23 protein-coding genes and 1 pseudogene are annotated in these 23,815 nt (G+C 40.1%); 4 read left to right on the plus strand and 20 right to left on the minus strand.

What is annotated here, in order from left to right; genetic code table 11:
* Positions 1-274 precede the first annotated feature (274 nt).
* The 11 genes from SAZ04_RS11980 to secA all read right to left on the minus strand — a co-directional run bounded on the left by SAZ04_RS11980 (position 275) and on the right by secA (position 12,496).
* Positions 275-499 carry a DUF2198 family protein gene (locus SAZ04_RS11980; RefSeq protein ID WP_332695388.1) on the minus strand — a complete coding sequence of 75 codons (225 nt, stop codon included), beginning with the start codon at positions 497-499 and terminating at the stop codon, positions 275-277.
* A 134-nt stretch (positions 500-633) separates the two neighbouring features.
* Positions 634-1,821, minus strand: a complete 1,188-nt coding sequence (locus SAZ04_RS11985; protein WP_332695390.1) for a PDZ domain-containing protein — start codon at positions 1,819-1,821, stop codon at positions 634-636.
* A 17-nt stretch (positions 1,822-1,838) separates the two neighbouring features.
* Positions 1,839-2,033, minus strand: coding sequence for a hypothetical protein (locus tag SAZ04_RS11990; RefSeq protein ID WP_332695392.1), 195 nt, complete (start codon positions 2,031-2,033; stop codon positions 1,839-1,841).
* A gap of 26 nt (positions 2,034-2,059) precedes the next feature.
* Positions 2,060-3,523, minus strand: coding sequence for a S41 family peptidase (locus SAZ04_RS11995; RefSeq protein ID WP_332695394.1), 1,464 nt, complete (start codon positions 3,521-3,523; stop codon positions 2,060-2,062).
* Positions 3,524-3,872: 349 nt separating this feature from the next.
* Positions 3,873-5,234: a murein hydrolase activator EnvC family protein gene (locus SAZ04_RS12000; RefSeq protein ID WP_332695395.1), complete on the minus strand. Its 1,362-nt coding sequence runs from the start codon at positions 5,232-5,234 to the stop codon at positions 3,873-3,875.
* A gap of 90 nt (positions 5,235-5,324) precedes the next feature.
* Positions 5,325-6,218, minus strand: a complete 894-nt coding sequence (gene ftsX / locus SAZ04_RS12005) for a permease-like cell division protein FtsX (protein WP_332695397.1) — start codon at positions 6,216-6,218, stop codon at positions 5,325-5,327.
* Positions 6,208-6,894, minus strand: coding sequence for a cell division ATP-binding protein FtsE (gene ftsE / locus SAZ04_RS12010; RefSeq protein WP_332695399.1), 687 nt, complete (start codon positions 6,892-6,894; stop codon positions 6,208-6,210). Before ftsE ends, ftsX begins: the two co-directional genes overlap by 11 nt.
* Positions 6,895-7,205: 311 nt before the next feature.
* Positions 7,206-7,523: a c-type cytochrome gene (locus tag SAZ04_RS12015; RefSeq protein WP_332695401.1), complete on the minus strand. Its 318-nt coding sequence runs from the start codon at positions 7,521-7,523 to the stop codon at positions 7,206-7,208.
* A 77-nt stretch (positions 7,524-7,600) separates the two neighbouring features.
* A complete protein-coding gene (locus SAZ04_RS12020) occupies positions 7,601-8,473 on the minus strand; it encodes a YitT family protein (RefSeq protein WP_431308999.1) in 873 nt (290 codons plus the stop codon).
* Positions 8,474-8,772: 299 nt separating this feature from the next.
* Positions 8,773-9,877 (minus strand): peptide chain release factor 2 gene (gene prfB, locus SAZ04_RS12025; protein WP_332695405.1). Its coding sequence is split into 2 segments (ribosomal slippage): positions 8,773-9,804 and positions 9,806-9,877, totalling 1,104 coding nucleotides; the frame shifts between segments, so codons are not numbered across the junction.
* A gap of 108 nt (positions 9,878-9,985) precedes the next feature.
* A complete protein-coding gene (secA, locus tag SAZ04_RS12030; RefSeq protein WP_332695406.1) occupies positions 9,986-12,496 on the minus strand; it encodes a preprotein translocase subunit SecA in 2,511 nt (836 codons plus the stop codon).
* A gap of 214 nt (positions 12,497-12,710) precedes the next feature.
* Here secA and SAZ04_RS12035 point away from each other — a divergent pair, with 214 nt between their 5' ends.
* On the plus strand, positions 12,711-13,364 hold the full coding sequence (locus tag SAZ04_RS12035; RefSeq protein WP_332695408.1) for a glycoside hydrolase domain-containing protein: 654 nt from the start codon (positions 12,711-12,713) through the stop codon (positions 13,362-13,364).
* A gap of 111 nt (positions 13,365-13,475) precedes the next feature.
* Here the strand turns inward: SAZ04_RS12035 and hpf are convergent, their stop codons facing one another.
* Positions 13,476-14,027: a ribosome hibernation-promoting factor, HPF/YfiA family gene (gene hpf / locus SAZ04_RS12040; protein ID WP_332695410.1), complete on the minus strand. Its 552-nt coding sequence runs from the start codon at positions 14,025-14,027 to the stop codon at positions 13,476-13,478.
* Between the two features lie 295 nt (positions 14,028-14,322).
* The gene (cspD, locus tag SAZ04_RS12045; RefSeq protein ID WP_034634086.1) at positions 14,323-14,520 is read right to left on the minus strand and encodes a cold-shock protein CspD; all 198 of its coding nucleotides are present in this window, start codon (positions 14,518-14,520) and stop codon (positions 14,323-14,325) included.
* Positions 14,521-15,067: 547 nt separating this feature from the next.
* Between cspD and SAZ04_RS12050 the strand changes: the two genes are divergently transcribed.
* Positions 15,068-16,006, plus strand: a complete 939-nt coding sequence (locus SAZ04_RS12050; RefSeq protein ID WP_332695417.1) for a DUF6612 family protein — start codon at positions 15,068-15,070, stop codon at positions 16,004-16,006.
* Between the two features lie 139 nt (positions 16,007-16,145).
* On the opposite strand, the pseudogene SAZ04_RS12055 reads toward SAZ04_RS12050, so the two are convergent.
* The 7 genes and pseudogenes from SAZ04_RS12055 to SAZ04_RS12085 all read right to left on the minus strand — a co-directional run.
* Positions 16,146-16,241, minus strand: a pseudogene (locus SAZ04_RS12055) (flagellin); the annotation flags it as partial.
* Between the two features lie 92 nt (positions 16,242-16,333).
* Positions 16,334-16,720: a hypothetical protein gene (locus SAZ04_RS12060; protein ID WP_332695419.1), complete on the minus strand. Its 387-nt coding sequence runs from the start codon at positions 16,718-16,720 to the stop codon at positions 16,334-16,336.
* 243 nt (positions 16,721-16,963) lie between these two features.
* On the minus strand, positions 16,964-17,668 hold the full coding sequence (locus SAZ04_RS12065) for a ComF family protein (protein WP_332695421.1): 705 nt from the start codon (positions 17,666-17,668) through the stop codon (positions 16,964-16,966).
* Entirely contained in the window at positions 17,668-19,029 is a 1,362-nt protein-coding gene (locus tag SAZ04_RS12070) for an ATP-dependent helicase ComFA (RefSeq protein WP_332695423.1), read from the minus strand. The genes SAZ04_RS12065 and SAZ04_RS12070 overlap by 1 nt, the downstream gene beginning before the upstream one ends.
* 99 nt (positions 19,030-19,128) lie before the next feature.
* Positions 19,129-19,980: a DegV family protein gene (locus tag SAZ04_RS12075; protein WP_332695477.1), complete on the minus strand. Its 852-nt coding sequence runs from the start codon at positions 19,978-19,980 to the stop codon at positions 19,129-19,131.
* A 145-nt stretch (positions 19,981-20,125) separates the two neighbouring features.
* Positions 20,126-20,833: a response regulator transcription factor gene (locus SAZ04_RS12080; protein ID WP_332695479.1), complete on the minus strand. Its 708-nt coding sequence runs from the start codon at positions 20,831-20,833 to the stop codon at positions 20,126-20,128.
* Positions 20,834-20,883: 50 nt separating this feature from the next.
* On the minus strand, positions 20,884-22,020 hold the full coding sequence (locus tag SAZ04_RS12085; protein WP_332695425.1) for a sensor histidine kinase: 1,137 nt from the start codon (positions 22,018-22,020) through the stop codon (positions 20,884-20,886).
* Positions 22,021-22,412: 392 nt separating this feature from the next.
* Here SAZ04_RS12085 and SAZ04_RS12090 point away from each other — a divergent pair, with 392 nt between their 5' ends.
* Both SAZ04_RS12090 and SAZ04_RS12095 read left to right on the plus strand, forming a co-directional pair.
* Positions 22,413-23,054 (plus strand): YigZ family protein, encoded by a 642-nt coding sequence (locus SAZ04_RS12090; protein WP_332695427.1) that lies wholly within the window; start codon positions 22,413-22,415, stop codon positions 23,052-23,054.
* A 323-nt stretch (positions 23,055-23,377) separates the two neighbouring features.
* A complete protein-coding gene (locus SAZ04_RS12095; RefSeq protein WP_332695429.1) occupies positions 23,378-23,779 on the plus strand; it encodes a secondary thiamine-phosphate synthase enzyme YjbQ in 402 nt (133 codons plus the stop codon).
* Positions 23,780-23,815: the final 36 nt, after the last annotated feature.

Raw genomic sequence — 23,815 nt, forward strand, 5'->3', positions numbered from 1 at the left:
AAAGCAAATAATACGAACGTCTGTTTTTGTTAAAAATGGTCACCAGAAACAAAAGATGATCTAGAGTCTTCTAAGAGAAGTTGCAAAACTTGTGAAAATACACTTCCAATGAATTTCTCAAAATCATTATGTCCACACTGTAAAGCATTTCTAACATAACAGCTTTGAATGTTTTTCCATTAGCAGCAGTACCAAAACTTCGTAAACGCATTCATAACCATGAGCAATTTTCACAACAACAAAAAGAGAGACGGTCTTCCACGTCTCTCTTTTTTTACATTCCTGGTTTTTTCTGCAGCCTTTTTCTTGCAATAGCAAGACCCACAGCAAACGATATAAACGCAATCATCCCAACTATCCAAGATTGCTGATGAAAACCCAATACAAACAAGCCAATCATCCATGTCACGATACAAGCTCCTATTAGACTAAATGTAACTCTTGTGACGACAATCATTAACAAAAAAGGGATGACAAGAGCAAGGACAAAGTCCATCATCCGTCTATTCAAACTCCTTTAGTGAATCCTATTTTTCATCAATTATACTTCATTACGTAATATAATGCTTTTCTACTCACCGTAATCACTTTTATCATTCTATTCAAAAGGTTTCTTACGGCAGGTTTAGTGCGTTAAATGATTGAATCCTGAAGATTGATATCATCTTTTACTAATAAGACACCGAGCTGATAATGTTCACCATCATAGAGAGCGCCATGAGCAAAGCGAATTTCTCCTTCATGGTTCAAGACATCTATTTTACAAAAGGCCGAATTGATTTGCAACGCTTCATAAAAACTCGTTTCACCGCTTATTTCTTGTCCATTTACTCTCACAATCGTTTCGCCAACAACAATGTTCATTTTATCCGCAGGACTTCCTGGTAACACACCTAAAACGACACAACCTCTTGCTCGAGTTGTGAAAAAGACCTGCTTTTTTGCATCACGTTTTTTCGTAATAATCGATAGAAGCTCTCTGCCGACAATTGCTAAAACACCTAATACAATAGCCAAAAATGGAATGAAGTAACTAGCTGCAGCCAAGAGAGCAAACAAACAACTTAATCCGATTACACGCAAGCCCGTTGTTTGAATCGGACTCGTCGGAAGATTGGACCGGACTCGTTGATGAAACCCGATTAGAAATGGCACAAGTACTGGTTGCAACGTTGTATCGGCAACCGTGATAATCGGCCAGAATGAAAAAGTTGGGATAAGCCCTTCTGGAATAAAAAGAACAACCGGAACCATCCAGAGCCTTTTCGCTATATGTATGCCAATCCACTTTCCACGTTTGCTCCTCTCAAGCATCGGCGAAGTATACGTAGCTCCGTTTATGCGAATTAAAATTCCTTCTACGAGCATGAGCAAAACAAGTAAGCTTGCAACAACAATAACTGGAACTTGTTCAAGAACATGATACAGAGGTGTAACTACTTCCCTAGAACGAAGCAGTGGTTCTAACCCATATAAGATCAGTACGAACCCTAATACAAACGTTGGAGTCATCCACCTAATTTGAAACGTTAGAGCAAATAGAATATAAATAATGGCTAAAACCGCAACAAACGGCAACGTAATCGTCAATCCTAATGCAATCGTAACGACTGATACACACACTCCCATTAACGTTGCTGATAAAAAAGGAATCGTTAGATCCGCCATACGACCATAAACTCTTGTATGAAAAGCTTTCCGCTCCTCTTTGACACGTTTATCTGAAAATAAATAAACAGCATATAATCCTATATACAAAAGTGGGTTCACAATAAAATAAAGAAAAAAGTAACCTAAACTTATAAAAATGTCCTGTATCATAGTTGTATCTCCTTCAACTATTCTTTCTTCCTTAAACGTACCATACTTACGTAAAAAGGTACATCCTTCTTAACACGAAGGATGTACCTTTTTAATTCGACATGAATGTCGCCTGTTCCTGCAATAAGTGGAGCCACCACTTGCTTTTCAGCCTGTTCTGAGCGAGTTTCCCACAACAGACATGCAGCGTGAGGAACCATTGTGACTCCCATCTAAAGGGCATTTTAACCAACCCTTGTTATTTTACGTTTGCCTGCTTTATGACTAGTTCAATTGCTGTTTGAAGTTGAAGGTCATTTTCTTTTTTGCGCGCATGTTCAACTATTTGTTGTTGGATTAGTGAAGCTGTGTCTTCATTTATCTCCCCTTTCGGCTCTAGATCTTTTGCACGTTGGAAAGCAATAACAGCTTGCTCTGTCTGCTCGTCGAAATAGCCATCAGCTCGACCTGGTTCGTAGCCAAGACCCTTTAACATTACTTGGGCATTTTTAATTTGCTCACTCAGCATATCAATTCTAAGCGGGCCTTCATCCCCAATAGAAATTGGAGCTGTATAAAAATAGTCTGGTTGCTTCACTTCAACTGTCGGCATAACTCCTTCGCCGTTAATGTCATTTCCAGCTGATGTTAGCCATCTAAATAAAGAAAGTTTAATCTCACTTCCATCACCAAGCTTAATCGTTTGCTGGACAGTTCCTTTTCCAAACGTCTGCTCACCAACAACATCATAATCACCGCCTTCAATTAAAGCCGCCGATAAGATTTCTGATGCTGATGCTGATGCACGATCTGTGATTCCAACAATTGGATATGGTTTCTGCTCATCAAGATTTGACATGTAACGTACTTTTTCGCCTTCACGGTTTTCAATTTGAACGATCGGTTGTCCCCCTGGAATAATGAGCTTCCCAATATCTTCAACCGCATTTAAATAGCCTCCAGGATTCCCACGCACGTCGATCAGCAATCCATCAATGCCTTCGCTCTCAAGCTTTTCTAATTTTTCTTGAAAACGATCAGCTGTATCTTCAGAAAATGAGGTGATCTCAAGAAGACCGATTTTCACATCATTACGTTCAATCACTTCTGAACGAACCGTCTCAATCGGAATCAAGCCACGTTCAACAGGGACTTTAAATAAATCATTTGCACCTGCACGCTCAATTGTCAGGTTAACGGTTGTCCCTTCTTCACCTCGAATCTGCAAAACAGCTTCATATAGAGAAAGTCCTTCAATTGAATTTCCATCAATTTCAATAATTTTATCATTCGGCTGCAGACCTGCTTTTTCAGCTGGTGACTCGCGAAATGGCGCAACAATCGTAACTTTTCCATCCGTCATGCTTACTTCTGCCCCGATCCCTTCAAAATGAGAACCGAGAGATTCTAAAAATTGCGTGGCCGTCTCTTGATCCATATAAACCGAGTATGGATCTTCAAGAGAACGAAGCATCCCCTCAATGGCGCCTTCAATTAATTCCTGTTCGCTCACTTCATCGACATATTGTTCATGAATAATCTCTAGTGCTTTTTCAAACTTCGCTACTAATTCTTCATTAGAAACTTCAGATTCTACTTGTCCATCATTTCCAGATGTAGCTGAATTCGTCTCCAAACTTGGCTTTGCTGATTGAAAATAAAATCCAAACACACCTAATACAAGTACGGCTGCTACGATCATTAGAAACTGCCTTTTATTCACTTCTACCAACTCCCACTATGTCTAAAACATCACTTCCAACAGCCACCCCTCTATTCTCACCTTTCTTTCGAGACAAGAGCAACCGAAAAACATTCATTAAAGAGTGTGTTGGATGGCAATGGCACAGCATCATACACGTCTCTTGGAGAACCCCACTCTTAGAGACTTAATACCTTGTAGAGGCTTCACTCATTGCTTTGAGGATTTTCAAAAATCGTTTTACTTCACTTTATGATTTGCTTGTACATATTATGTTTCTATATTTATCCTCATTTTAGTCAAAGAACCGAAATAAGTCAAAACCTCATCACTCTTCTATTTTGAAGAATGATGAGGTTTAAAAATTTGCTTAACGTGGAATATATTTTAATGGGTCTACTGCATTAGACTTAGCACCATTCCAGCCACCTTCATGTATTTCAAAATGAAGATGCGCTCCAAATGAATGACCTGTATTCCCCATCAGTCCTATACGTTGTCCCTTTGAAACACTCTGACCATTTGACACTTCTAAGTTCTCCATATGAGCATATAATGTTGTCACAAGTTGTCCATTGACTTGGTGAGCAATCAAGACCGTGTTCCCATAACTACTAGAATAGTAAGCACGGATTACTGTTCCATCTTGAACTGCAACAATTGGAACATCACCTGATCGTCCGTTTTTGCCAATATCAATTCCGTAGTGCATGTTTCCACCTGAAAAAGCACGCGGGCCATATGTAGATGTAATCGATCCCGTAGTTGGGCGCATAAAACCAGAACTTGTTACAGGAGGGCCGCTATGTACTTGTGACGATTTACCACCTGATGTTGATGTTGACGTTGATGTTGAACCCGAACTACTACGAGATGCTTGTGCTTGTGCTTGTTCTTGTTCTTGTTCTTCCGCTTCCGCTTCCGCTTTTGCTTTTGCTTCCGCTTCTTGACGCTGACGTTCTTCATAATCTGCTAACTCTTTTTTCAATGCCGCTTCTTGAGCACGAAGAATTTCATCAGCTCCCTTAAGTTCACCAAGGTCTGCATGAAGGTTGCCTTCTTTTTGTTCTAACTGTTTCATCACACTGTCTTTATCTTGACGTTGTGATTCTAACTCTACCATTAACGTCTCAAGTTCTTCTAAATGGCTTTCTAATTTTTCAAGCTCAATTTCAACTTGTTCTTTCGCTTCTTCTAACTCTAGATGATCAGCAATATGTGCGTCCAAAATATTTCGATCTTGTTGAGCAATAACCGATAAAGCACTAACACGGTCTAACAAATCACTAAACGTTTGAGCCCCTAATATAACTTCTAGATAATTGACTGACCCACCTGATTGATACATCGTACGCGCACGTTCTTTTAACAACTCGTCACGCTCAGCAATTCGTTCTTCAAGAATTTTGATTTCCTCTTGCAACTGTTCAATCGCTTCTTGTACTTCTTCTATTTCAGTACGTTTTTCACGAACTTTTTGACTCGTTTCAGCTACTTGTTGGTCAATACGCTGAATTTCGTCCGTTAATGCCTGCATTTCTTGTTCTAATTTTTCAAGTTCCGCTTCTGTTTTTTGTTTTTCTGCTTGTGTTTCAGATCGTTCTTTTTCCACATCACTTATTTTATTTTGAATTTCGCTATTCGCCGAGGCGGTCTCGCTAAAAGAACCCCAACCGAAAGATCCAATTGTTAGTAAGACTGCTATCGTTAATAGACCGACTTTCCTTTTCATTCAATTGCTCCCCCTTATTTTTTTCAAAAACTCAAACGAATCTCTGACCTTATGAAAGCAACGGCCAGAGATATCGCTTCAAGTTATCTCTTAAACTCTCAAAAATTTCCGTACCGACATCATACTTCCCCACACACCAATAAACGCTCCAATTCCTACTAACAACCCAGCAATTTGCCATACATAAGGGAAAGCAGGTAGTAGAGAGAAAAACATAATTTCAATTCGAGCTCCATAATTTGTAACTAAGTAGGAATAGCCAAACCCAATTAGTAAAATCGGAATCAGTGCTCCCAAGATTCCTAACAAAATTCCTTCTATGAAAAACGGCCAACGTATGAAACCATTTGCTGCTCCAACAAGTTTCATAATTTGAATTTCTCGTTTTCTTGCTACAATCGTTAGTTTAATAGTGTTTGCAATTAAAAACATCGCAGTAAACATCATTCCTACTACAAGGACTAAGCCAATTGTTCGAACGAATTCAGTAATCGTGAATAATCGTTCAATATAGTCTTTTCCATAGTTCACGCGTTCAACATTTTCGAGTGGTTCAATCGTCTCAGCCACTTGTTCAGTTAACTGCGGGCTCGTCGCTCGGACAACAAAAGAATCATTCAACGGATTCTCTTCCCGAATTGATTCAAATACTTCTCCACTCTCATTCAAGCTGTCGATTAATTGATTTAAGCCTTCTTCTTTATCAACAAATGAAATACTCTCTATATGCGGCAGTTGTTTCATTTCGGTAAGTAACTCATCCTGCTGTTCTTCCGAGGCAGTCAATTCTATATACACCTTAATCTCAACATCATCTTCAATGCTTGAAGCGACATTGTCGACATTCATTATCAGCAAAAGAAAAACTCCAACAACAAATAGCATAACGGCGACTGCACTAATTGAAGCAAACGTCATCCAACCATTCCGAGCTAAATTTTTTGTACCTTCGCGAACATGGCGTCCGAGGGTTCTAAGCTTCATAGCCGTAGCTCCCCCTTACTTCATCTCGGACTACTCGTCCACCTTCAATGGCAATTACGCGTTTTTTGATCGTGTTTACAATATCTTTGTTATGTGTAGCCATAATAATCGTTGTTCCACGGTGGTTGATATCATCTAAGATATTCATAATTTCCCAAGCTGTATCTGGATCTAGATTCCCCGTTGGCTCATCGGCAATTAACACTTCTGGACTATTCACAATCGCCCTTGCAATCGCGATCCGTTGTTGTTCGCCACCTGAAAGCTCGTCCGGCAAAGCTCTAGCCTTATTTTTCAAATGAACAATATCTAATACATCCAATACTTTTCGCTTTATTACCTTTGGATTTTCTTCTATTACTTCAAGTGCAAACGCAACATTCTCAAAGACTGATAGAGTTGGAAGTAGTTTAAAATCTTGAAACACCACTCCAATTCTTCGTCGCATTTTTGGTATGTGTTTTTCTTTCAATGTCGCCAAATTCGTCTGATCAATAAAAATGTCACCTTTTGTTGGTTTCTCTTCACGGTACATCATTTTAACAAAAGTTGATTTCCCTGCACCACTTGGACCAACAACGTACACAAATTCACCTTTTTCAATGCTTATCGTTATCCCATTAATCGCCTTAACATTATTAGGATAAGACTTCCAAACGTCTTTCATTTTAATCACAAATACTCACATCCCTGCATTTCTAATAAGCTAACTCTGCTGCACAGGATACTAGCTTGTCCGACAAAATCCTGTAGAAATAGTAAAAATTTCGCGTCTCTTGTCGTATCTTAAATCATTATACCATCTAAAAAAAAGAAGTGAAGGTCAATTATATTACAATTTGATTTCAATAGAAAAACTTTCCCCTCACAACCTACAATGTAGAGAGTGCCTACTTAACAGATGACTAGAGTAATTAAGAGCAAATAACAAGAAAGAGACCAAATCTTATGCAATTTGGTCTTAGATCATATGGCTTTCCATTCTCATTATTGCGCTTCAATCCATTGTGCTAAATTTTCCGCTTCATCAGCTGGTAAATTTTGTGCTGGCATTGTCTTTTGTCCATTTTGAATCACATGGAGAATCTCATCAGCTGTGAGGTCCCCACCTACTAAACCGGGACCACCTCCACCTTGAAGATTTTGTCCGTGACAATGAATGCAGCTTGCTTCATAACTTTCACGTGCAGCTGTTGCATCAAAATCTCCAGTCACTTCTTCTGCAGGTGCCGGTGCCGCTTCATCTCCACCACCACATGCTGTAAGGGCAATGACAACACCAAGTGCAAGCAAGATCTTTTTCATTATTGTAACCTCCTTTCAATTTTAAAAAACTTCCTATTGATTTTCTCTCATTGGTATTATAACCCTTTGTTTTTACATTAGGCTCGTTTAAAGCCTTCCCCAAGTACCTCTGTTGCATTCGTCACAATGACAAATGCTTTGGGATCAACTGTTTTAACTATTTGTTTCAATTTTGTGACCTCTGTTTGGTTTACGACACACATGAGAACATCACGTTCTTCTTCTGTATAACCACCATAGCCACTTAGTTTTGTCACGCCTCGGTCAACATCTCGTAAAATACTTTGACGTACGTCTTCTTGGCGATTCGAAATAATGAGCGCGACTTTTGCATACCCTACCCCCATTTGCACCATATCAACCGTCTTTCCTGTTACAAACAAACTAATTAAAGCGTAAAGGGCTAGTTCAATACCGAAAGTGAAAGCGGATGTTATCACAATTAACCCATCGATGATGAAAACCGCTGACCCTAGTGTTAGTCCCGTATATTTCTGAATAATTTGTGCTGCAAGATCCGTTCCTCCTGTACTTGCACTCGCACGAAAAACAAGTCCAATCCCAATTCCAACACCAATTCCGCCAAATAAAGCCCCAAGCAGCGGATCCTCAAACCCTACTGACCAATCTCTCGTTAAAAAAACAACGAAAGGTAAAAATACCGTACCAACAAGTGTCTTGATCCCATATTTAAATCCACCTAGTAAAAGTATGCCTAAAATAAAGAGAGGAATATTTAAAGCCCATTGTGTAAAAGCAGGTTCAAACCCAATCATATAGGCAACAATCGTACTGATTCCACTAACACCACCAGAGGCTACTTTATTCGGCAATAAAAAAAGATTAAATGCAATGGCCACCACCGCAGCGCCTACAAGTATATATGTATAGTCAGTAAATAATTGCATGAACGTACTAGGCGGTTGTTGCCCTCTTTTAGGTCGCATCATCATGTTTGTTCACTCCTTGTTCTTAGAATATCCAAATAATCCTCGCGTAGTATAGCACTAGCCTCAAAATAAGTAAACGATACTCCGCTAACACTGTGATGAGGCAAAGTGAAGTCTGACTCTGGTTGCCCCCGCCAATAAATCTCGTGATTCGGCTAAAAAACTTCCTCGGTATCCAACAAACCTGCTGATTTAGTCACGAAACTTCCTCGGTCCGCCAAACCCAACCAAAGCCATAGTCCATCAAAACCGAAAAACCAAAAAGCTACCTCTTATACAGAGGTAGCTTCCCATCTCATTTATACACCTAACGCCAGTCTTAAATATGCATCAATAAACCCATCAAGATCGCCATCCATCACGGCATTGGTGTTGCCGATCTCAAAGTTTGTCCGGTGATCCTTTACCATGCTATAAGGGTGGAATACATAGGAGCGAATTTGGCTTCCCCAACCAATTTCCTTTTGCTCCCCTCGTATTTCAAGAAGTTCTTGTTGCTGCTCCTCAATTTTCAATTGATAGAGCTTGGCGTTCATCATCTTCATCGCCTGCTCACGGTTTTTAATTTGTGACCGTTCGCTTTGGCAAGTAACAACCGTATTCGTCGGCAAGTGCGTAATGCGAACCGCTGAATCGGTTGTATTAATATGCTGCCCACCGGCACCACTTGCACGATACGTATCTATTTTCAAGTCCTCAGGTGAAATATCAATCACGACAGTGTCATCAAGTTCAGGCATAATCTCACAAGAAACGAATGATGTATGGCGTCGTCCTGATGAATCAAATGGCGAAATCCTTACAAGGCGATGTACACCTTTTTCCGCTTTTAAATAGCCATACGCATTATGACCTTTAATAAGAAGAGTGACACTTTTCACCCCAGCTTCGTCACCAGGTAGGTAATCCATCGTCTCAACTTTAAAGCCCTTCTGCTCTGCCCACCGCGTATACATACGCAAAAGCATCGAAGCCCAGTCTTGTGATTCTGTACCACCAGCTCCTGGATGAAGCTCTAAAATCGCATTGTTCTTATCATAAGGTTCACTTAAAAGAAGTTGTAACTCAAACTCATTCATCGTTTGAGACAAGGACTTCACACCCTCTTCAAGCTCTTTTTGCAAATCAGCATCCGCTTCTTCTTTTACAAGATCATAGGAAACCTCTAAATCCTCAAATTGCTCTGCTAACTCCAGGAACGTATTGACTTGTTCTTTTAATGCATTTGCTTCATTGATGACAACTTGAGCGGCATCTTGATCATTCCAGAAATCTGGATCGGTCATTTTTTCGTCTAATTCAGCTATTCGTTCTTGCTTCTCATCGAGGTCAAAGAGACCCCCTAAATTCAGATAATCGTTTTTCAACGTTTGCAAGCTCATGCTTTACTTCTACTAATTCCATCTTCTCACCTCATAGTTAATGGCAGAGGGGCGCCAGTGGCGACTGACCCTACTGGCGTAACAAAAACCCTCTATTACATGCTCGGGGTCTGATCCCCTTTATTCTATATTATACACCGCAGCAGTTTTTGTACTTCTTTCCACTTCCGCAAGTACATGAATCATTACGTCCAACTGTTATTCCTTTGCGAATTGGTTTTTTCTTTTTGGGCTCTTCGTTTGGTTTTTGTTGCATCGCTTTTCCTTTAGCTACTTCTTGACGCTGCAAGTTTTGTTGAACTTGTGCTTTCATGATGTACATCGCCACTTCTTCTTCGATTGAATCAACCATTGCCTCAAACATTTCGAAGCCTTCAAAGCGATATTCACGCAATGGATCATTTTGTCCATAGGCACGCAAATGAATCCCTTGACGTAGTTGATCCATTTGATCGATATGGTTCATCCATTTACGGTCAACTGTGCGAAGCATAATGACTTTTTCAAATTCACGCATATGCTCAGGCGTAAATTGCTCTTCTTTTTTGTTGTAATTAGTCGTAACCTTTCCGACGATGAGCTCAATCATTTCTTCAGGATCTTTCCCTTTTAATTCTTTCTCCGTTAGCTCATCTTCATTTAGAAGGTTTGCTTTCATATAGTTGACGACTGCACTAAGATCCCAATCTTCTGGAACCTCATTCTCAGGTGTATGCAATTTCACCGTACGCTCGATGACGGACTTGATCATTTTCTCTACAATCCCACGAAGGTTTTCTGATTCAAGTAATTCCATACGCTGCTTATAAATAATCTCACGTTGCTCACGCATAACATCATCGTATTGAAGAATTTGCTTCCGTGCATCAAAATTATTTCCTTCTACTCGCTTCTGAGCTGTTTCAACCGCACGTGAAACAAGCTTACTTTCAATCGGCTGATCTTCTTCCATCCCGAGTCGTTCCATCATGTTTCTCATATTATCTGAACCAAAACGACGCATTAATTCATCTTCCATTGATAAGTAGAACTGCGTTGAACCTGGATCACCTTGTCGACCGGAACGTCCACGAAGCTGATTATCGATCCGACGTGATTCATGACGCTCTGTACCAAGAACATGCAGTCCGCCAAGATCAAGAACACCTGGCCCGAGTTTAATGTCGGTACCACGACCAGCCATATTCGTTGCAATCGTCACGGCACCTTTATGACCTGCATGCTCAATAATTTCGGCTTCCTTCTCATGATTCTTCGCATTTAAAACATGGTGAGGAACTTTGCGTTTATTCAACATCTTCGCAACAAGCTCTGACGTTTCCACACTAACTGTACCAACAAGTACCGGTTGACCTTTTTTGTGCAATTCTTCAATTTCATTCACAACGGCTTTAAACTTGGATTCCATCGTTTTGAAAATTAAATCTGGTTTATCATCACGAGCAATCGGTCTATTGGTCGGGATCACCATAACGTCCATGCCATAAATATTACGGAATTCCTCTTCTTCCGTTTTCGCTGTCCCAGTCATACCAGCTAACTTTTGATATTTCCGGAAATAGTTTTGGAATGTAATGGAAGCAAGCGTCATGCTTTCTTTTTGAATTTGCATGCTTTCCTTTGCTTCAATGGCTTGATGCAAGCCATCACTATAGCGCCGTCCCTTCATTAAACGACCGGTAAATTGGTCAACGATGACAACGTCTCCTTCCTCAACGACATAATCTGCATCACGGTGCATAACAACATGAGCCTTCAACGATTGATTCAAGTGATGATTCAACTGCACATGTTTTTGATCATAAAGATTGTCGATTCCAAATGCACGCTCTGCTTTGTTGACACCTTCTTCCGTCAACTGAACATTTTTCGTTTTTTCATCAAACGTATAATCTTCTTCTTTCTTTAAAATACGAATAAATGAATTTGCCTGTTGATACAACTGAGTTGACCGTTCAACAGAACCAGAAATAATTAATGGCGTACGCGCTTCATCAACTAAGATTGAGTCAACCTCATCGACAAGAGCAAAATTCAGTGGACGTTGAACCATTTGCTCTTTGTATAGCACCATGTTATCGCGTAAGTAATCAAAACCTAACTCATTGTTTGTACCATACGTAACGTCAGCTAAATACGCCTCACGCTTTTCTTCCTTTGAAAGCTCAGAAGCATTTAACCCAACGGTAAGTCCAAGGAACTGAAACAATTCGCCCATCTGTTCGCAGTCACGACGCGCAAGGTATTCATTGACCGTAACAACATGTACGCCTTTATCCGCTAAAGCATTTAAATAAACAGCGACCGTTCCAACTAATGTTTTCCCTTCCCCTGTTTTCATCTCGGCAATGTTTCCTTGATGCAAGGCAATTGCCCCAAGAAGCTGCACTGGATATGGAGTCATATGTAGGACACGAGTAGACGCTTCACGAACAACAGCAAATGCTTCTATTAATAGATCATCTAACGTTTCACCTTTTTGATAACGCTGTTTGAATTCATCTGTTTTCTTGCGAAGCCCCTCATCGGAAAGCTTCTTCATGTCTGATGCTAATGCTTCAATTTGGTCAACGAGCTTCTCATTTTTTTTCAGCTGTCGTTGACTCGGATCACCGATCACTTTCTTTAATAAACCTAACATCAAATTCGCCCTCTCTTTTTTTCAGCTCGTTCATCATTTGAATACGAGCATGACGCATTTTCACTAAACTTAATATTATCAGGTAAGGTCAGCTCTTACAAGGGACACCCTTTTGACATACTTGTCGAATGCGTGTAGAATATTTCATTTTTTTCAACTTCAGAAGTCGCTCTCTCCGCACTTGTCGCATAGAGTATGCATGAGGAGGGATAATATGCAGATTTTGAATTGGGGTGTAGATTCTGCAGCTACTGTAACAGAAGACTTGTACCAATGTGTTGTTACGAATTTCGGTCCCCCTGATTTTTGGGGGCGTTATTTATCGACGATCCCTAATGTCAGTGATGGACTTACGTTAGAAGAATTCCGTTTCATTCGTGACAAAGGAATGAAAATAATGCCAATATACAATAATTTCAGTGAAGCAATAGGTGCACGTGCAGGAGCAGTCGCAGCTCGTAATGCGATTTTCAAGGCTCGACAATTAGGAATAGAGGAAGGCAGTTTTGTGTTTGCAAATGTCGAACGTTTTTTTGAAGTAGATGCTGATTGGATCATCGCTTGGGTCGAAACCTTCTTCTCTAGCCCTTATCGTCCTGGAATTTATGCCGACCCAGATGAAGGTCCTTTTAATCAAGCTTATTGCCAAGCTGCTTCAATGAGCAACACCGTTCAAGAACAAACGGTCATCTGGAGCGCAGAGCCTGAACCTGGTGTGACGACGAAACGAAAGGCACCACGAATATTTGCTCCAAGCAAGCCTGATTGCCAGGAAAATGTATGGGCATGGCAATATGGACGAGATGCTGATGAATGTCCTATCGATACTGTTTTAATGGAAAACCGTCTCTTTCAAACGTTGGTCTAGCTTCTATTTAAGTATGTTCCATATCGCATCATAAAAATTGTTACACTGCTCCATCCCATGCATGCTAAAAAGGGAGCACAGCAATGCTGCACTCCCTTTTATTTAATCGGTTCACGCCTCAGGCTCGATCAAGCCATACTTACCATCTCGACGCTTGTACACAACACTTGTTGATCCATTCACAGCATCGGAATATACAAAGAAGTTATGACCGAGCATGTCCATTTGCAAAATCGCTTCTTCAGCATCCATCGGTTTCAAGTTAAACCGTTTCTTACGGACAACCTCAAGTTCATCAGATACAGGTTCTTCTTGCTCGAGTGGTTCGAGCTCATTTTTAAACATATATTTCAAGCTTCCCTCTTGGCGAAACTTGCGATTCACTTTTGTTTTATGCTTACGAATTTGACTTTCTAATTTTTCAACGACACTGTCAATTGCTGCATACATATCACTATGAACTTCTTCCCCGCGCAGTAGCAACTGAGGCATTGGAATCGTGATCTCAATAATATGCTGGGTATTTAAAACCTGCATTCTGACATTGACATCAGCAACTGGAGTACTATCAAAATAGCGTTCAAGCTTCCCAACTTTCTTCTCAACATAATCTCGTAAAGCTGGAGTTACTTCCAGGTTTTCACCTCGAATATTGTAGTTCATAAAAACTCCTCCTTTTCTGTTATGTATCTACTTCTATTTACCCCAATCGAATTCCTTCTTAAACATTAAAAAATGTGTCGATTTTGTCACTTATTTCTTGCATATGATTTTTTTAAAAGGAAAGACCGCCTTTTTTAGCGTTTATTGTAATGACTTGCAAAAGCTCCGCATTGCTTAGGTTTTCCCCCCAAAAGAGCAAAACCTTTTGGGGGAAACTAAAAAAAAGCTCATCTCGGTTAAACGAGATGAGCTGTATCGTTTTAGCTATGATTCATTTCCTACCCAGGAATGTGAATTAAAGCTTAACTACGTTCGCAGCTTGTGGACCACGCGCGCCTTCAACAATTTCAAATTCTACATCTTGACCTTCGTCTAAAGACTTGAATCCGTCAGAGTTAATAGCTGAGAAATGTACAAACACATCGTCCCCATCTTCGCGCTCGATAAATCCAAAACCTTTTTCTGCGTTAAACCATTTTACTTTTCCTTGCATGCTTTCACATTCCCTTCGTAACTAAAATACTGTGGATCATTTCCACACTTTTACTATAACAACGCTCTCACGCCTTTGTCAAACGGTTAAACGTCTGACATCTCGCCAAAAATCAACATTTCGAAGTCCTTAATGTCGAATGATGTAATCGCTATCAACACATATCTTTTTTTCTTTTTTTTAGCGAGAACTACCCACAAATGTTTAAGGAATTTTATGTTGTTTCCAATTAAATTCCTTTATTATGTATAATAACCTTACAATGTTATTGTATTCGTACAATTTACTTAGTAATATAAGAACAAGAAATTACAAAAACTAACAAGCGACTACATAAAATTACCCAGAACTATATAACTATACCCTCCAACTAACTTGCGTGCCATTTATCTTACAGAATCCTCATACATGAGCCCAGGTTAGATCTTATGTACACTAACTCTATTTAGAGATGGTGTACATTTTTATTTCTATCCATTGTCACTATAAACAATAATGATTATTTGGTAAAATAAGGTGGTGCAAATAGATTCAAGGGGGAAACTGAATGGATAAACTTAAAAAAGGGATCGTAGCATTGATTATTTGCGCTCTCTTCACTGCTTGCAATGAAACCGAGACCGTTATCAATCAACCAAAGGAAGAGCCAACGGTGGAAGACGAAAAAGAAGAAATAATAGATGTACTCGCCGTTGAAGATATTTTGCAACAATCAATCTACGTCATGAAAAATATTGAAAGCCTTTCCTCGAACATGGACGTGAGCCAGGAAATGGAGTTTCCTAATGAGGAACGCTTCGCAACAACTAGTAGTTTGTACATGGAAATAATGATGCAGAAGCCTCTCATTATGTATCAAAAGAGCCAAATGGATGTACCAGAAATGGGAAACCTAGAAACGGAACTTTATATGGTTGAAGACGGCGTTTATTATAAAGATGCGATTGAAGATAAATGGTTTACATATCCAGAAAACTTCACCCAAGAATTACGTGAACTTGAAGAAACACAAATGAGTCCAGCAGAGCAACTCGAATTGCTCACTCGCCACTCTGAGCATCTGTCTTATGAGGAAGATGATACTTATTATATTGTAACAATAGAAGGTTCTAATGATATCCTTCAAGCTTTTGCAGAAGAATTAAATAGATTGGTGCTTGATGAAATGGCTACGGATATGGACCAGCTCATGATGATGGCAACGATCCAAGACTTAGACTATAGGCTTTACATTGAAAAGAAAACCTTCTTACAAACAAAAATGAACATGAAGATGACGATACAGTTAGAGATGGAGGAAGAATTGGTGGGAATTCACTCAACAATGAACGCCACATTTGATCATTTTAACGACATTTCAGAAATCACAGTTCCTGCTGGTATCCTTAAAAACGCAGAGGAATACAATCCTTATTCTGGTTTAAATGATCTTGAGGAAATCGAGATCGACGACTTGGAAGAAATGGAGGAGGACGCAACTGAATAACGATAAAGAGGTGATGAAGCTATCACCTCTTTTCTTATGAGCAGCCACAGCTCCTTCTCTTCAATCATTTTACTTATTTATCTTTTTAGCACTTTCCTCAAGTCAAAGAATGCTTGTAGCGCTACATCGGTAATACTTACTACCATTGTGGAGCTTGGTTTGCTTGTGCCAGCATTGATTGAGAAGCTTGAGAAAGAATGTTGTTCTTTGTCATCTCCATTACTGAAATTTTCATCAGATCTAAAGAGCTGTGCAATTGCTATCGTATATAGACCAAACAAAAAATCTCCCCACTCAAACGTCTATCAAGTAGTGGAGAGTTTTCCTTTATTGATTCTTTAATTGAGCAATATCACGTTTGTTTGTTTGGGTTTCTTGGAATAGGAGGTCAATGTCTGAGTTCATTTTGTAAAAGGCGACTTCAAGTTTGTCAAAGCGTTGATTCGTTTCTGTTCGAAGTGAAGTGATGTCTTCTGTGTTTTTCGCAGTCATTGTGATTAAGGATTGCAATAGCCTTTCATGCTGGTCTAAGCGAGATTCTACTTTGTCTAACCTTAATTCGACCTTATCTAGCCTTGATTCGATCTTGTCTAGTCTTGATTCAATCTTGTCTAATCGTAATTCAACCTTGTCAAAACGTGCCTCAATCTGCTCATACTGCTTGTCCATCTTTTCATTCATATTCTTTAACAGAATTAAAATCTCATTCTCCATTCAACAACACACCTCCTTTCGATCATTTTATGTCGAATAGAAGAGAAAGTAAAGGTAATAAAGCCCCTTTAACACATCCAGCGACACCGACTGCACTATTCTCCTCTTGTATCGTCAATTTGAATCGCTTCTTCTTCAAGTAGAGGAGGATAAATGCTGTTTCGTCTTCAAATGTTGAGATTCCCTTTTCAAAGGCAATGACTTAGTCAGCGTTTAACAGAAGCAAGGTTGTCAGAGCTCTCCTTACCTAGCAACTGTCAGGGATGCTATCTTGTTTGCTCCGTTTTCTTTTAATACAATTGCTGCCAGTCTAACTGATGTTCCTGTTGTATAAATATCATCGACGAGCACGATGTTTTTCTGTTCGATTTTTGCTTCTTCTCGAAGTGAAAATGGATTTTGATGTAGTTGCCTCATTCTTTGTTTGCGATTTTTTTTGCTTTGTTTCTCACCTGTTGTTCGAATTAATATGTCTTGATCTTCCGCCCAGCCTTGCATCAGTAAGCTTGATTGGTTGAACCCTCTTGCAACAAGCCTTTCTTGACTGAGCGGGAGCGCAACGGGAAGGTAGCCACGGAAATCCTTTTGATAGAGTCGCGCCATTTTCTCGGCAAAAAAGGAAGCAATCACAACATCTCCTCGAAATTTAAACGTTGCAAATAATTCTTTCAAAAAAGCGTTGTACTCATAAAGCGAAACATTTCGTTCAAGAAGATGCCCTATGTCTTTTCGCTCAGCCCAGCGCAAGCAATCTAAACATTGATCACCATTCTTAAATGCTTGCGTAAGTGAATCAAGCGACCTTGAACAAGCGACGCATCGCTTGCCGCTAATTGGCACCAGTTTCAACTCACAGAGCCGACATAGCTTAGTAGGAGATTCAAGCATTAGTAACTTACGCCAAACCGGTTGTTCGAAAAAAGTGTCATGACAAGCTAAACATCGCATCAAAACCCTCCCTCATTGTTCATCATTTCGATATGTGCTCGAGCTGCCCTCATCGCCTTTGATATCCCAAAATGAAAAAAGACGATGTCACCAGTTGCCGCTTCGGCCTTTCGTCCAACCCGGCCAGCAATTTGCACGAGAGCCGCCTCTGTAAAGACATCCTTTTCTGCTCCAAGTACCGCTACTTGAACATCTGAAAACGTTACCCCTCGCTCTAAAATCGTTGTCGTGACCATTAATGATATGTTTTTATCTCGAAAAGCTTGGACTGCTTGATGACGATTCGGGTCATCTGCATGAACCGAGGCATGCTCAAGAGATAGTTTTGCTAATAAAGTAGAAACGTGATGCAAAGTGGAAATCGACGGGACAAAAAGAAGGAGCGGTTTTTTCGTTTGAAGATAAGCTTTTATCCACGTAATAAGAGGTGATGGGAGTTTGTGTTTGCGCATTGCCTTTTGCCAGTTTCCGCACCACTGAAACCGTGGAATCGGTAGCGGAAACCCATGAAAGCGCCGCGGAATTTTGATAACTTCAAGGTTCGGAGTTGCAAGTAGAGTCGTAGACGGAGTCGCACTTAAGTAGATCGTGGAGGCTGTCTGTTTCATTGCTTGTTGAACCGCATATTGCAAGCTTTTGTCATAGGAAAAGGGAAAGGCATCGACTTCATCGATGACGACAAGATCAAAGGCTTTGTAAAAGCGCATCGTTTGATGAGTGGTCGCAAGCACGAGTTGTGCGTTCGGCTGTCGGTCTTTGCTGCCTCCATATAAAGCTGAGATTACAATTTGAGGAAAAGAACTGGCAAAGCGCGGATACAATTCTTTAACAACATCGGTGCGCGGAGTGGCGATGAGGACGCGCTTGCCTTTGGCGAACGCTGTTTCTAAGCCGTGAAACATTACTTCGGTTTTCCCTGCGCCACATACGGCCCAGACAAGAAGCTCTTGTTGCTTGAGCGTTGCCTTTCGTACAGCTTCGGATGCTTTTTTCTGTCCGGGTGAGAGTGCTCCTTCCCACTTCAAACTTCTATCAACTGAAGGCCTAGTTCGTTCAGGCCCGCACCAACTATACAGTTGCTGGCAGCTACTAATTTTTCCTAAAAGCAAACAATGACGACAGTAGGAACAGGTTGTTTGACAGCGAGCACAAACATGTTTACCAAATAGTGTTCGATCATCATTTCCGCAGCGCCTGCATTTCAATTGGTTTCCTACTGTTTCTAGTCCCGACTCCGTTTTTAGAAAGCCTTTTTTTAACACTTGTTTCAGCACTTCTTTTCGTAAGGGAATTTCAGAAAGGAGCAATCGTTTTCCGTCAAGGTGTTGTGCTAAGTCTTGAACCTGCGAAGAGTGTTTCATTTGGGGCACCTCATTTCTGGGGAATATGAGCCTGCGCTTTTAAAAAAAGAGCATGACAGCGTTGCTTTGTGTCATACTCTTAAGGTGAATATCGGATCTCTACTTTTTTTGCCAACATATAGCCAGACTTCCCGGGCCTAAATGCGTGCCGAGAACAGGACCTAAATGACTAATATCCACTGTGACATTTCCAAACCTTCCTTGAATCGTAGCTGCTAATTTTTCAGCATCCTCTAAGCGATTCGCATGAATAACTGTCGCGATAAAGTTTCCACCTTGTTCAACATCCGCTTCAAGCAAACCGAGAATGCGCGTTAATGCTTTTTTCTCTGTCCTCACTTTTTCAAAAGGAACAATGCGTCCGTCTTCAAATATAAGGATCGGCTTAATTTTCAGCAAATTCCCAACTACTAACTGCGCTGTATTCAAGCGCCCTCCACGATGTAAATGACTTAAATCATCGACCATGATGTATGCTTTTGACGTTTTCTTCATCTCTTTGAGCTTTTCAAGAATGGCAGTGGCATCAGCACCTTCGTTTGCCATTATTGCAGCTTCAAGAACATAATAGGCTTGAGGAGCTGAACTAATTTCCGAGTCAAATCCATATACGTCAATGCCTTCAACCATATTAGCAGCACCCATCGCAGCTTGATATGTACCGCTAATCTTACTAGATAAATGAATGCTCACGACTTGCTTGTACCCCTTTTTTGCAAGATCTTCATAAACAGTGACAAAATCTCCAATTGCAGGCTGTGATGTTTTAGGAAGATCTTCTGTTGACGTCATTTTTTTATAAAATTCCTCTGTCGTAAGATCTCTCTCTTCTTGAAACGATTCCTCTCCGAACACAACATGGAGTGGCACCATCTCAATCGACAATTCCTTGCGAATATTTTCGGGTAAATAGGCTGTACTATCCGTTACAACGGCAACACTCTTATTCATCATTTTTCCTCACTTTTCTTATATGGAAAGTCTTTCTATTACTTTACATCGAAACAAACTTGCTTTCAAGCCTACACCGTTCTACTTCTACAGACATAAAAAAAAAAGAGAGAACGTTGCTATATAGCAATTTCTCTCTTCTTCGTTATTTTACGATCACATAACCTTTTTTTATTGCCTCCACTACTGCTTGTGTACGGTCATTTACATTCATTTTTTGCAAAATATTACTTACGTGGTTTTTCACGGTTTTTTCACTAATGAATAACGTTTCACCGATCACACGGTTGCTTTGTCCGTCTGTCATTAATTGCAACACTTCACATTCACGACGTGTTAAAATATGTAAAGGTTTACGATATTCAACTTCTCGGAATCCAATTGACTCTTCATGAAGCTCATCTTCTGTTGCTAGACGACGATACTCATTAATTAAATTATGTGTTACTTTCGGATGAATATATGCTCCACCTGATGCGACAACTTTTACCGCTTCAACTAGCGCAGACGCATCCATCTCTTTCAACAAATAACCGGATGCTCCTGTTTTTAATACATGAGTAACATAGGATTCATCATCATGAATAGATAGAATCAATACTTTTGCATTTGGAAAAGCTGTAACCAATTCCTTCGTAGCTTCTACCCCATTCATTTGTGGCATATTTATATCCATTAATATAACATCTGGACGGTAAACTTTAACAAGCTCGATCGCTTGAGAACCATCTTGTCCATCAGCAACGATATCAAACTCTGGCTCCATGTCCAAAATCCGTTTCACACCTTCACGAAATAACTGATGATCATCAATGATAACAATTTTAACTTTCTTATTTTGATCTTCACTCATCATTTTCACCTCTTTGCTGACACTATTTTCAATTTCGTTGTACAAGTTTGCTAGTTTGACTTAGAGTTTAACGGGATGCCTATGATGACAATCGTTCCTACATTTCGTTTCGATTCGATGTTTATCTCACCTTTTAGCATATGGACTCGTTCTTTCATCCCGATCAAACCAAATGAACCTTCTTTTTTCAAAGATGGATCAAATCCTTTTCCATCATCTTTAATTAACATTATAACCTTAGTTGGCGTAATATCAATTTTCACTTGGATTTCAGTAGGGGCGGCATGCTTATAGGCATTTTGTACTGATTCTTGTACAAGCCTGAATAAGGCGATTCCAAACTGTTGTGGGAGTCGCGTCTCTTTCCCGATATGCCGAAACACTATAGAAATCTGCGTACGTTCTTCAAAGGTCTTTAAATATTTTGCTAGAGTTGGAATCAACCCGAGGTCATCGAGCGCCATCGGTCTCAAATCGTATATAATCCTTCTCACTTCCACAAGTGAGGATTTTACCATTTTTCGTAGGTCTCTGATCTCGTTTAATGCATCCTCAATTCCTTTTTCTTGATAAATTCGTTCAATTAGCTCAGAGCGTAGCAAGACATTCGCCATCGTTTGCGCCGGTCCATCATGAATTTCTCTTGATAGTTTCTTCCGTTCTTCTTCCTGCGCTTCAATGATTTGTAATCCAAATGCTTGCTTTTCGCGCGCATCTTCTATAACATGCGTTACTTTTTTTATATCACTTGAAAGAAATTTATAGACGATCGCCATTTGTCCTGCCAGCTGTTCAGCTCGCATCACCGTGTTTTTTAAATTAACTAACCGACTTTCAATCTGAGCTCGTTTATCTCGTAATTGAACCTCTTCTTGTTTATAAACAGCTAATTGAATTTGATAATCATTTGCTTGCTCATAAGCAGTTCGTACTTCATCATTTGTGAATTTCTCAAACTCTTTGCTTACTTCAACTAAGCGATTGCGTGCAAAACGTGCATGCATTTCCGTTCTGTCTGTCTTTTCAATGATTGTCGCTACTTTCAAACGAACTTCAACGAGTTCATTCTCCAAAGCTTGCAGTTCTTGTCGTGACTGCTCGCCATTCTCAAAGATTTGTTCGCGACTTTTCCCTACTGTGTCCAATGTCTGATCAATAATTTTGTCTAACATTTTTGTATCCGTCAAACCAATCACCAGCCTCTAGTGGAAGATGAAGCAATCCATTTGCTATGTAAAATGAATTTCGCTATTCTTATTTTACATCATCTTCTAACCAAACAACGCAAAAATCTTTTCTATCAAGTTGTTTTTCTAGAGTTTAGTGATTTTTCCCTTTTTTTGATCGATCATAACTGGAACTGCTAGCTAGGTTTCAGAGCCTATTCTGGGTGAGTTTCTCAAAATAGGCGAGTACCGTGCGGAGCCATCGCAACCACTTTTTGACGATCTTCCAATAATCTTGATAAGATAGAACCGATTTTCCGTCAGAGACTAATTCGGACTAATTTATCGTACCATAGCTTTATTACATATATATTTCTCGCATTTGTAAAACTATGAAAAAAGAAGGAGGAATAATGATGGCTCTTTCAACCTATCAAACCGTAAAAGGTGCTGGTGAACACGAAATCATCATACAAAAGTCTAGATTTATTGCTTTCTTCGATCGAGTCGAAACAGAAGCAGCCGCACAAGCATTCATCGAAAAATTAAAAAAACAACATTGGAATGCGACACATAACTGTTCCGCCTATTTAATTGGCGAACGCGACGAAATTCAAAAAGCAAATGATGACGGAGAACCAAGCGGAACAGCCGGAGTCCCGATGTTAGAAGTACTTAAAAAGCGTGGGCTCAAAGATACCGTTGTTGTCGTCACCCGCTATTTCGGCGGAATCAAGCTCGGTGCCGGCGGCTTAATCCGTGCATACGGCGGCGCCGTCAGCGAAGGACTAAAAGAAGTCGGCACCGTAAAGAGATCACTCACACAAATCGTTCATACGGAAATCGACTACCACTGGCTCGGTAAAGTCGAGCACGCCTTACGAGAGTCACCCTACCAAATGAAGGGCATCGATTACCTTGAACAAGTCGATGTGCAAACATACGTGGAAATTGATCAATTGGAGGAGTTTGTCGCGTGGATGACAAATATCACGAACGGACAGGCCGCGATTAAGCGGGGCGAGGAAACATATTTAGAGGTCGATGTTAAATAGAGTGTTTGTGTATGCGGAGATGAGGAGCGGCACCGAGCTTTGAGAGGATGCCGAACTCTGAATCTTTTATCATATCTTTAAGATGTTTTTTAATGATTTGATTGATTTTTTCTGGGAGGGCATCACAGTCGATCACGATTTTCGATAAGATGCAATTTTCAGGAGTAGATCGAATGAGGGAAAAAGGGTTACTAATGACAACGAGTGTGGTAACTGGTAATGAGTTTTTATAATCATACCATCATTCCTATTCACTTGTTACCTAGCTATATACAGCAAAGTGAACAAAAATCCTCCTACTACTTCATGAAAGGATGACCAATATGATAAAAACGTTTCACCTTAAAACAGTAGCACGTGATCAAATGGTTGAGATTACTTCATTAATTGAGGAATGGATCTACGAGCAACAAATTGAGGAAGGCATCGTTGTCGTTTCCTCCCTCCACACAACGGCCGGCATTACCATTAATGAGAACGCTGACCCTGATGTGAAAACAGACATGCTTCGTCGCTTCGATGAAGTATACCCTTGGGATCATCCAAAGGACCTTCATATGGAAGGCAACACGGCCGCTCATATGAAAACGAGTACGGTCGGCCATGCGCAAACACTGATCATTTTGAATGGCCGTCTCATGCTTGGAACATGGCAAGGTGTTTATTTCTGTGAATTTGATGGTCCTAGGAATCGGAAAGTTGTTGCAAAAATAGTTGAAGCATAATTAGGGGGTCTGCCCCCCCTAAAAAAAGAGCATTCC

This window comes from Halalkalibacter lacteus, from assembly GCF_036663595.1.
GTDB classification, from domain to species: Bacteria; Bacillota; Bacilli; order Bacillales; family Bacillaceae_D; genus Halalkalibacter; species Halalkalibacter lacteus.

Coding starts and splice junctions, on each gene's coding strand:
- secA (WP_332695406.1), bottom strand. CDS start 12,496: ATGTTAGGTTTATTAAAGAAAGTGATCGGTGATCCGAGTCAACGACAG.
- SAZ04_RS12080 (WP_332695479.1), bottom strand. CDS start 20,833: ATGAGTGAAGATCAAAATAAGAAAGTTAAAATTGTTATCATTGATGAT.
- SAZ04_RS12020 (WP_431308999.1), bottom strand. CDS start 8,473: ATGATGCGACCTAAAAGAGGGCAACAACCGCCTAGTACGTTCATGCAA.
- SAZ04_RS12050 (WP_332695417.1), top strand. CDS start 15,068: ATGGATAAACTTAAAAAAGGGATCGTAGCATTGATTATTTGCGCTCTC.
- SAZ04_RS12065 (WP_332695421.1), bottom strand. CDS start 17,668: ATGCGATGTTTAGCTTGTCATGACACTTTTTTCGAACAACCGGTTTGG.
- SAZ04_RS12075 (WP_332695477.1), bottom strand. CDS start 19,980: ATGAATAAGAGTGTTGCCGTTGTAACGGATAGTACAGCCTATTTACCC.
- SAZ04_RS12060 (WP_332695419.1), bottom strand. CDS start 16,720: ATGGAGAATGAGATTTTAATTCTGTTAAAGAATATGAATGAAAAGATG.
- SAZ04_RS12090 (WP_332695427.1), top strand. CDS start 22,413: ATGATGGCTCTTTCAACCTATCAAACCGTAAAAGGTGCTGGTGAACAC.
- SAZ04_RS11990 (WP_332695392.1), bottom strand. CDS start 2,033: ATGGGAGTCACAATGGTTCCTCACGCTGCATGTCTGTTGTGGGAAACT.
- hpf (WP_332695410.1), bottom strand. CDS start 14,027: ATGAACTACAATATTCGAGGTGAAAACCTGGAAGTAACTCCAGCTTTA.
- cspD (WP_034634086.1), bottom strand. CDS start 14,520: ATGCAAGGAAAAGTAAAATGGTTTAACGCAGAAAAAGGTTTTGGATTT.
- SAZ04_RS12015 (WP_332695401.1), bottom strand. CDS start 7,523: ATGAAAAAGATCTTGCTTGCACTTGGTGTTGTCATTGCCCTTACAGCA.
- SAZ04_RS12070 (WP_332695423.1), bottom strand. CDS start 19,029: ATGAAACACTCTTCGCAGGTTCAAGACTTAGCACAACACCTTGACGGA.
- SAZ04_RS12095 (WP_332695429.1), top strand. CDS start 23,378: ATGATAAAAACGTTTCACCTTAAAACAGTAGCACGTGATCAAATGGTT.
- SAZ04_RS12000 (WP_332695395.1), bottom strand. CDS start 5,234: ATGAAAAGGAAAGTCGGTCTATTAACGATAGCAGTCTTACTAACAATT.
- SAZ04_RS12035 (WP_332695408.1), top strand. CDS start 12,711: ATGCAGATTTTGAATTGGGGTGTAGATTCTGCAGCTACTGTAACAGAA.
- SAZ04_RS11980 (WP_332695388.1), bottom strand. CDS start 499: ATGATGGACTTTGTCCTTGCTCTTGTCATCCCTTTTTTGTTAATGATT.
- SAZ04_RS11985 (WP_332695390.1), bottom strand. CDS start 1,821: ATGATACAGGACATTTTTATAAGTTTAGGTTACTTTTTTCTTTATTTT.
- ftsX (WP_332695397.1), bottom strand. CDS start 6,218: ATGAAGCTTAGAACCCTCGGACGCCATGTTCGCGAAGGTACAAAAAAT.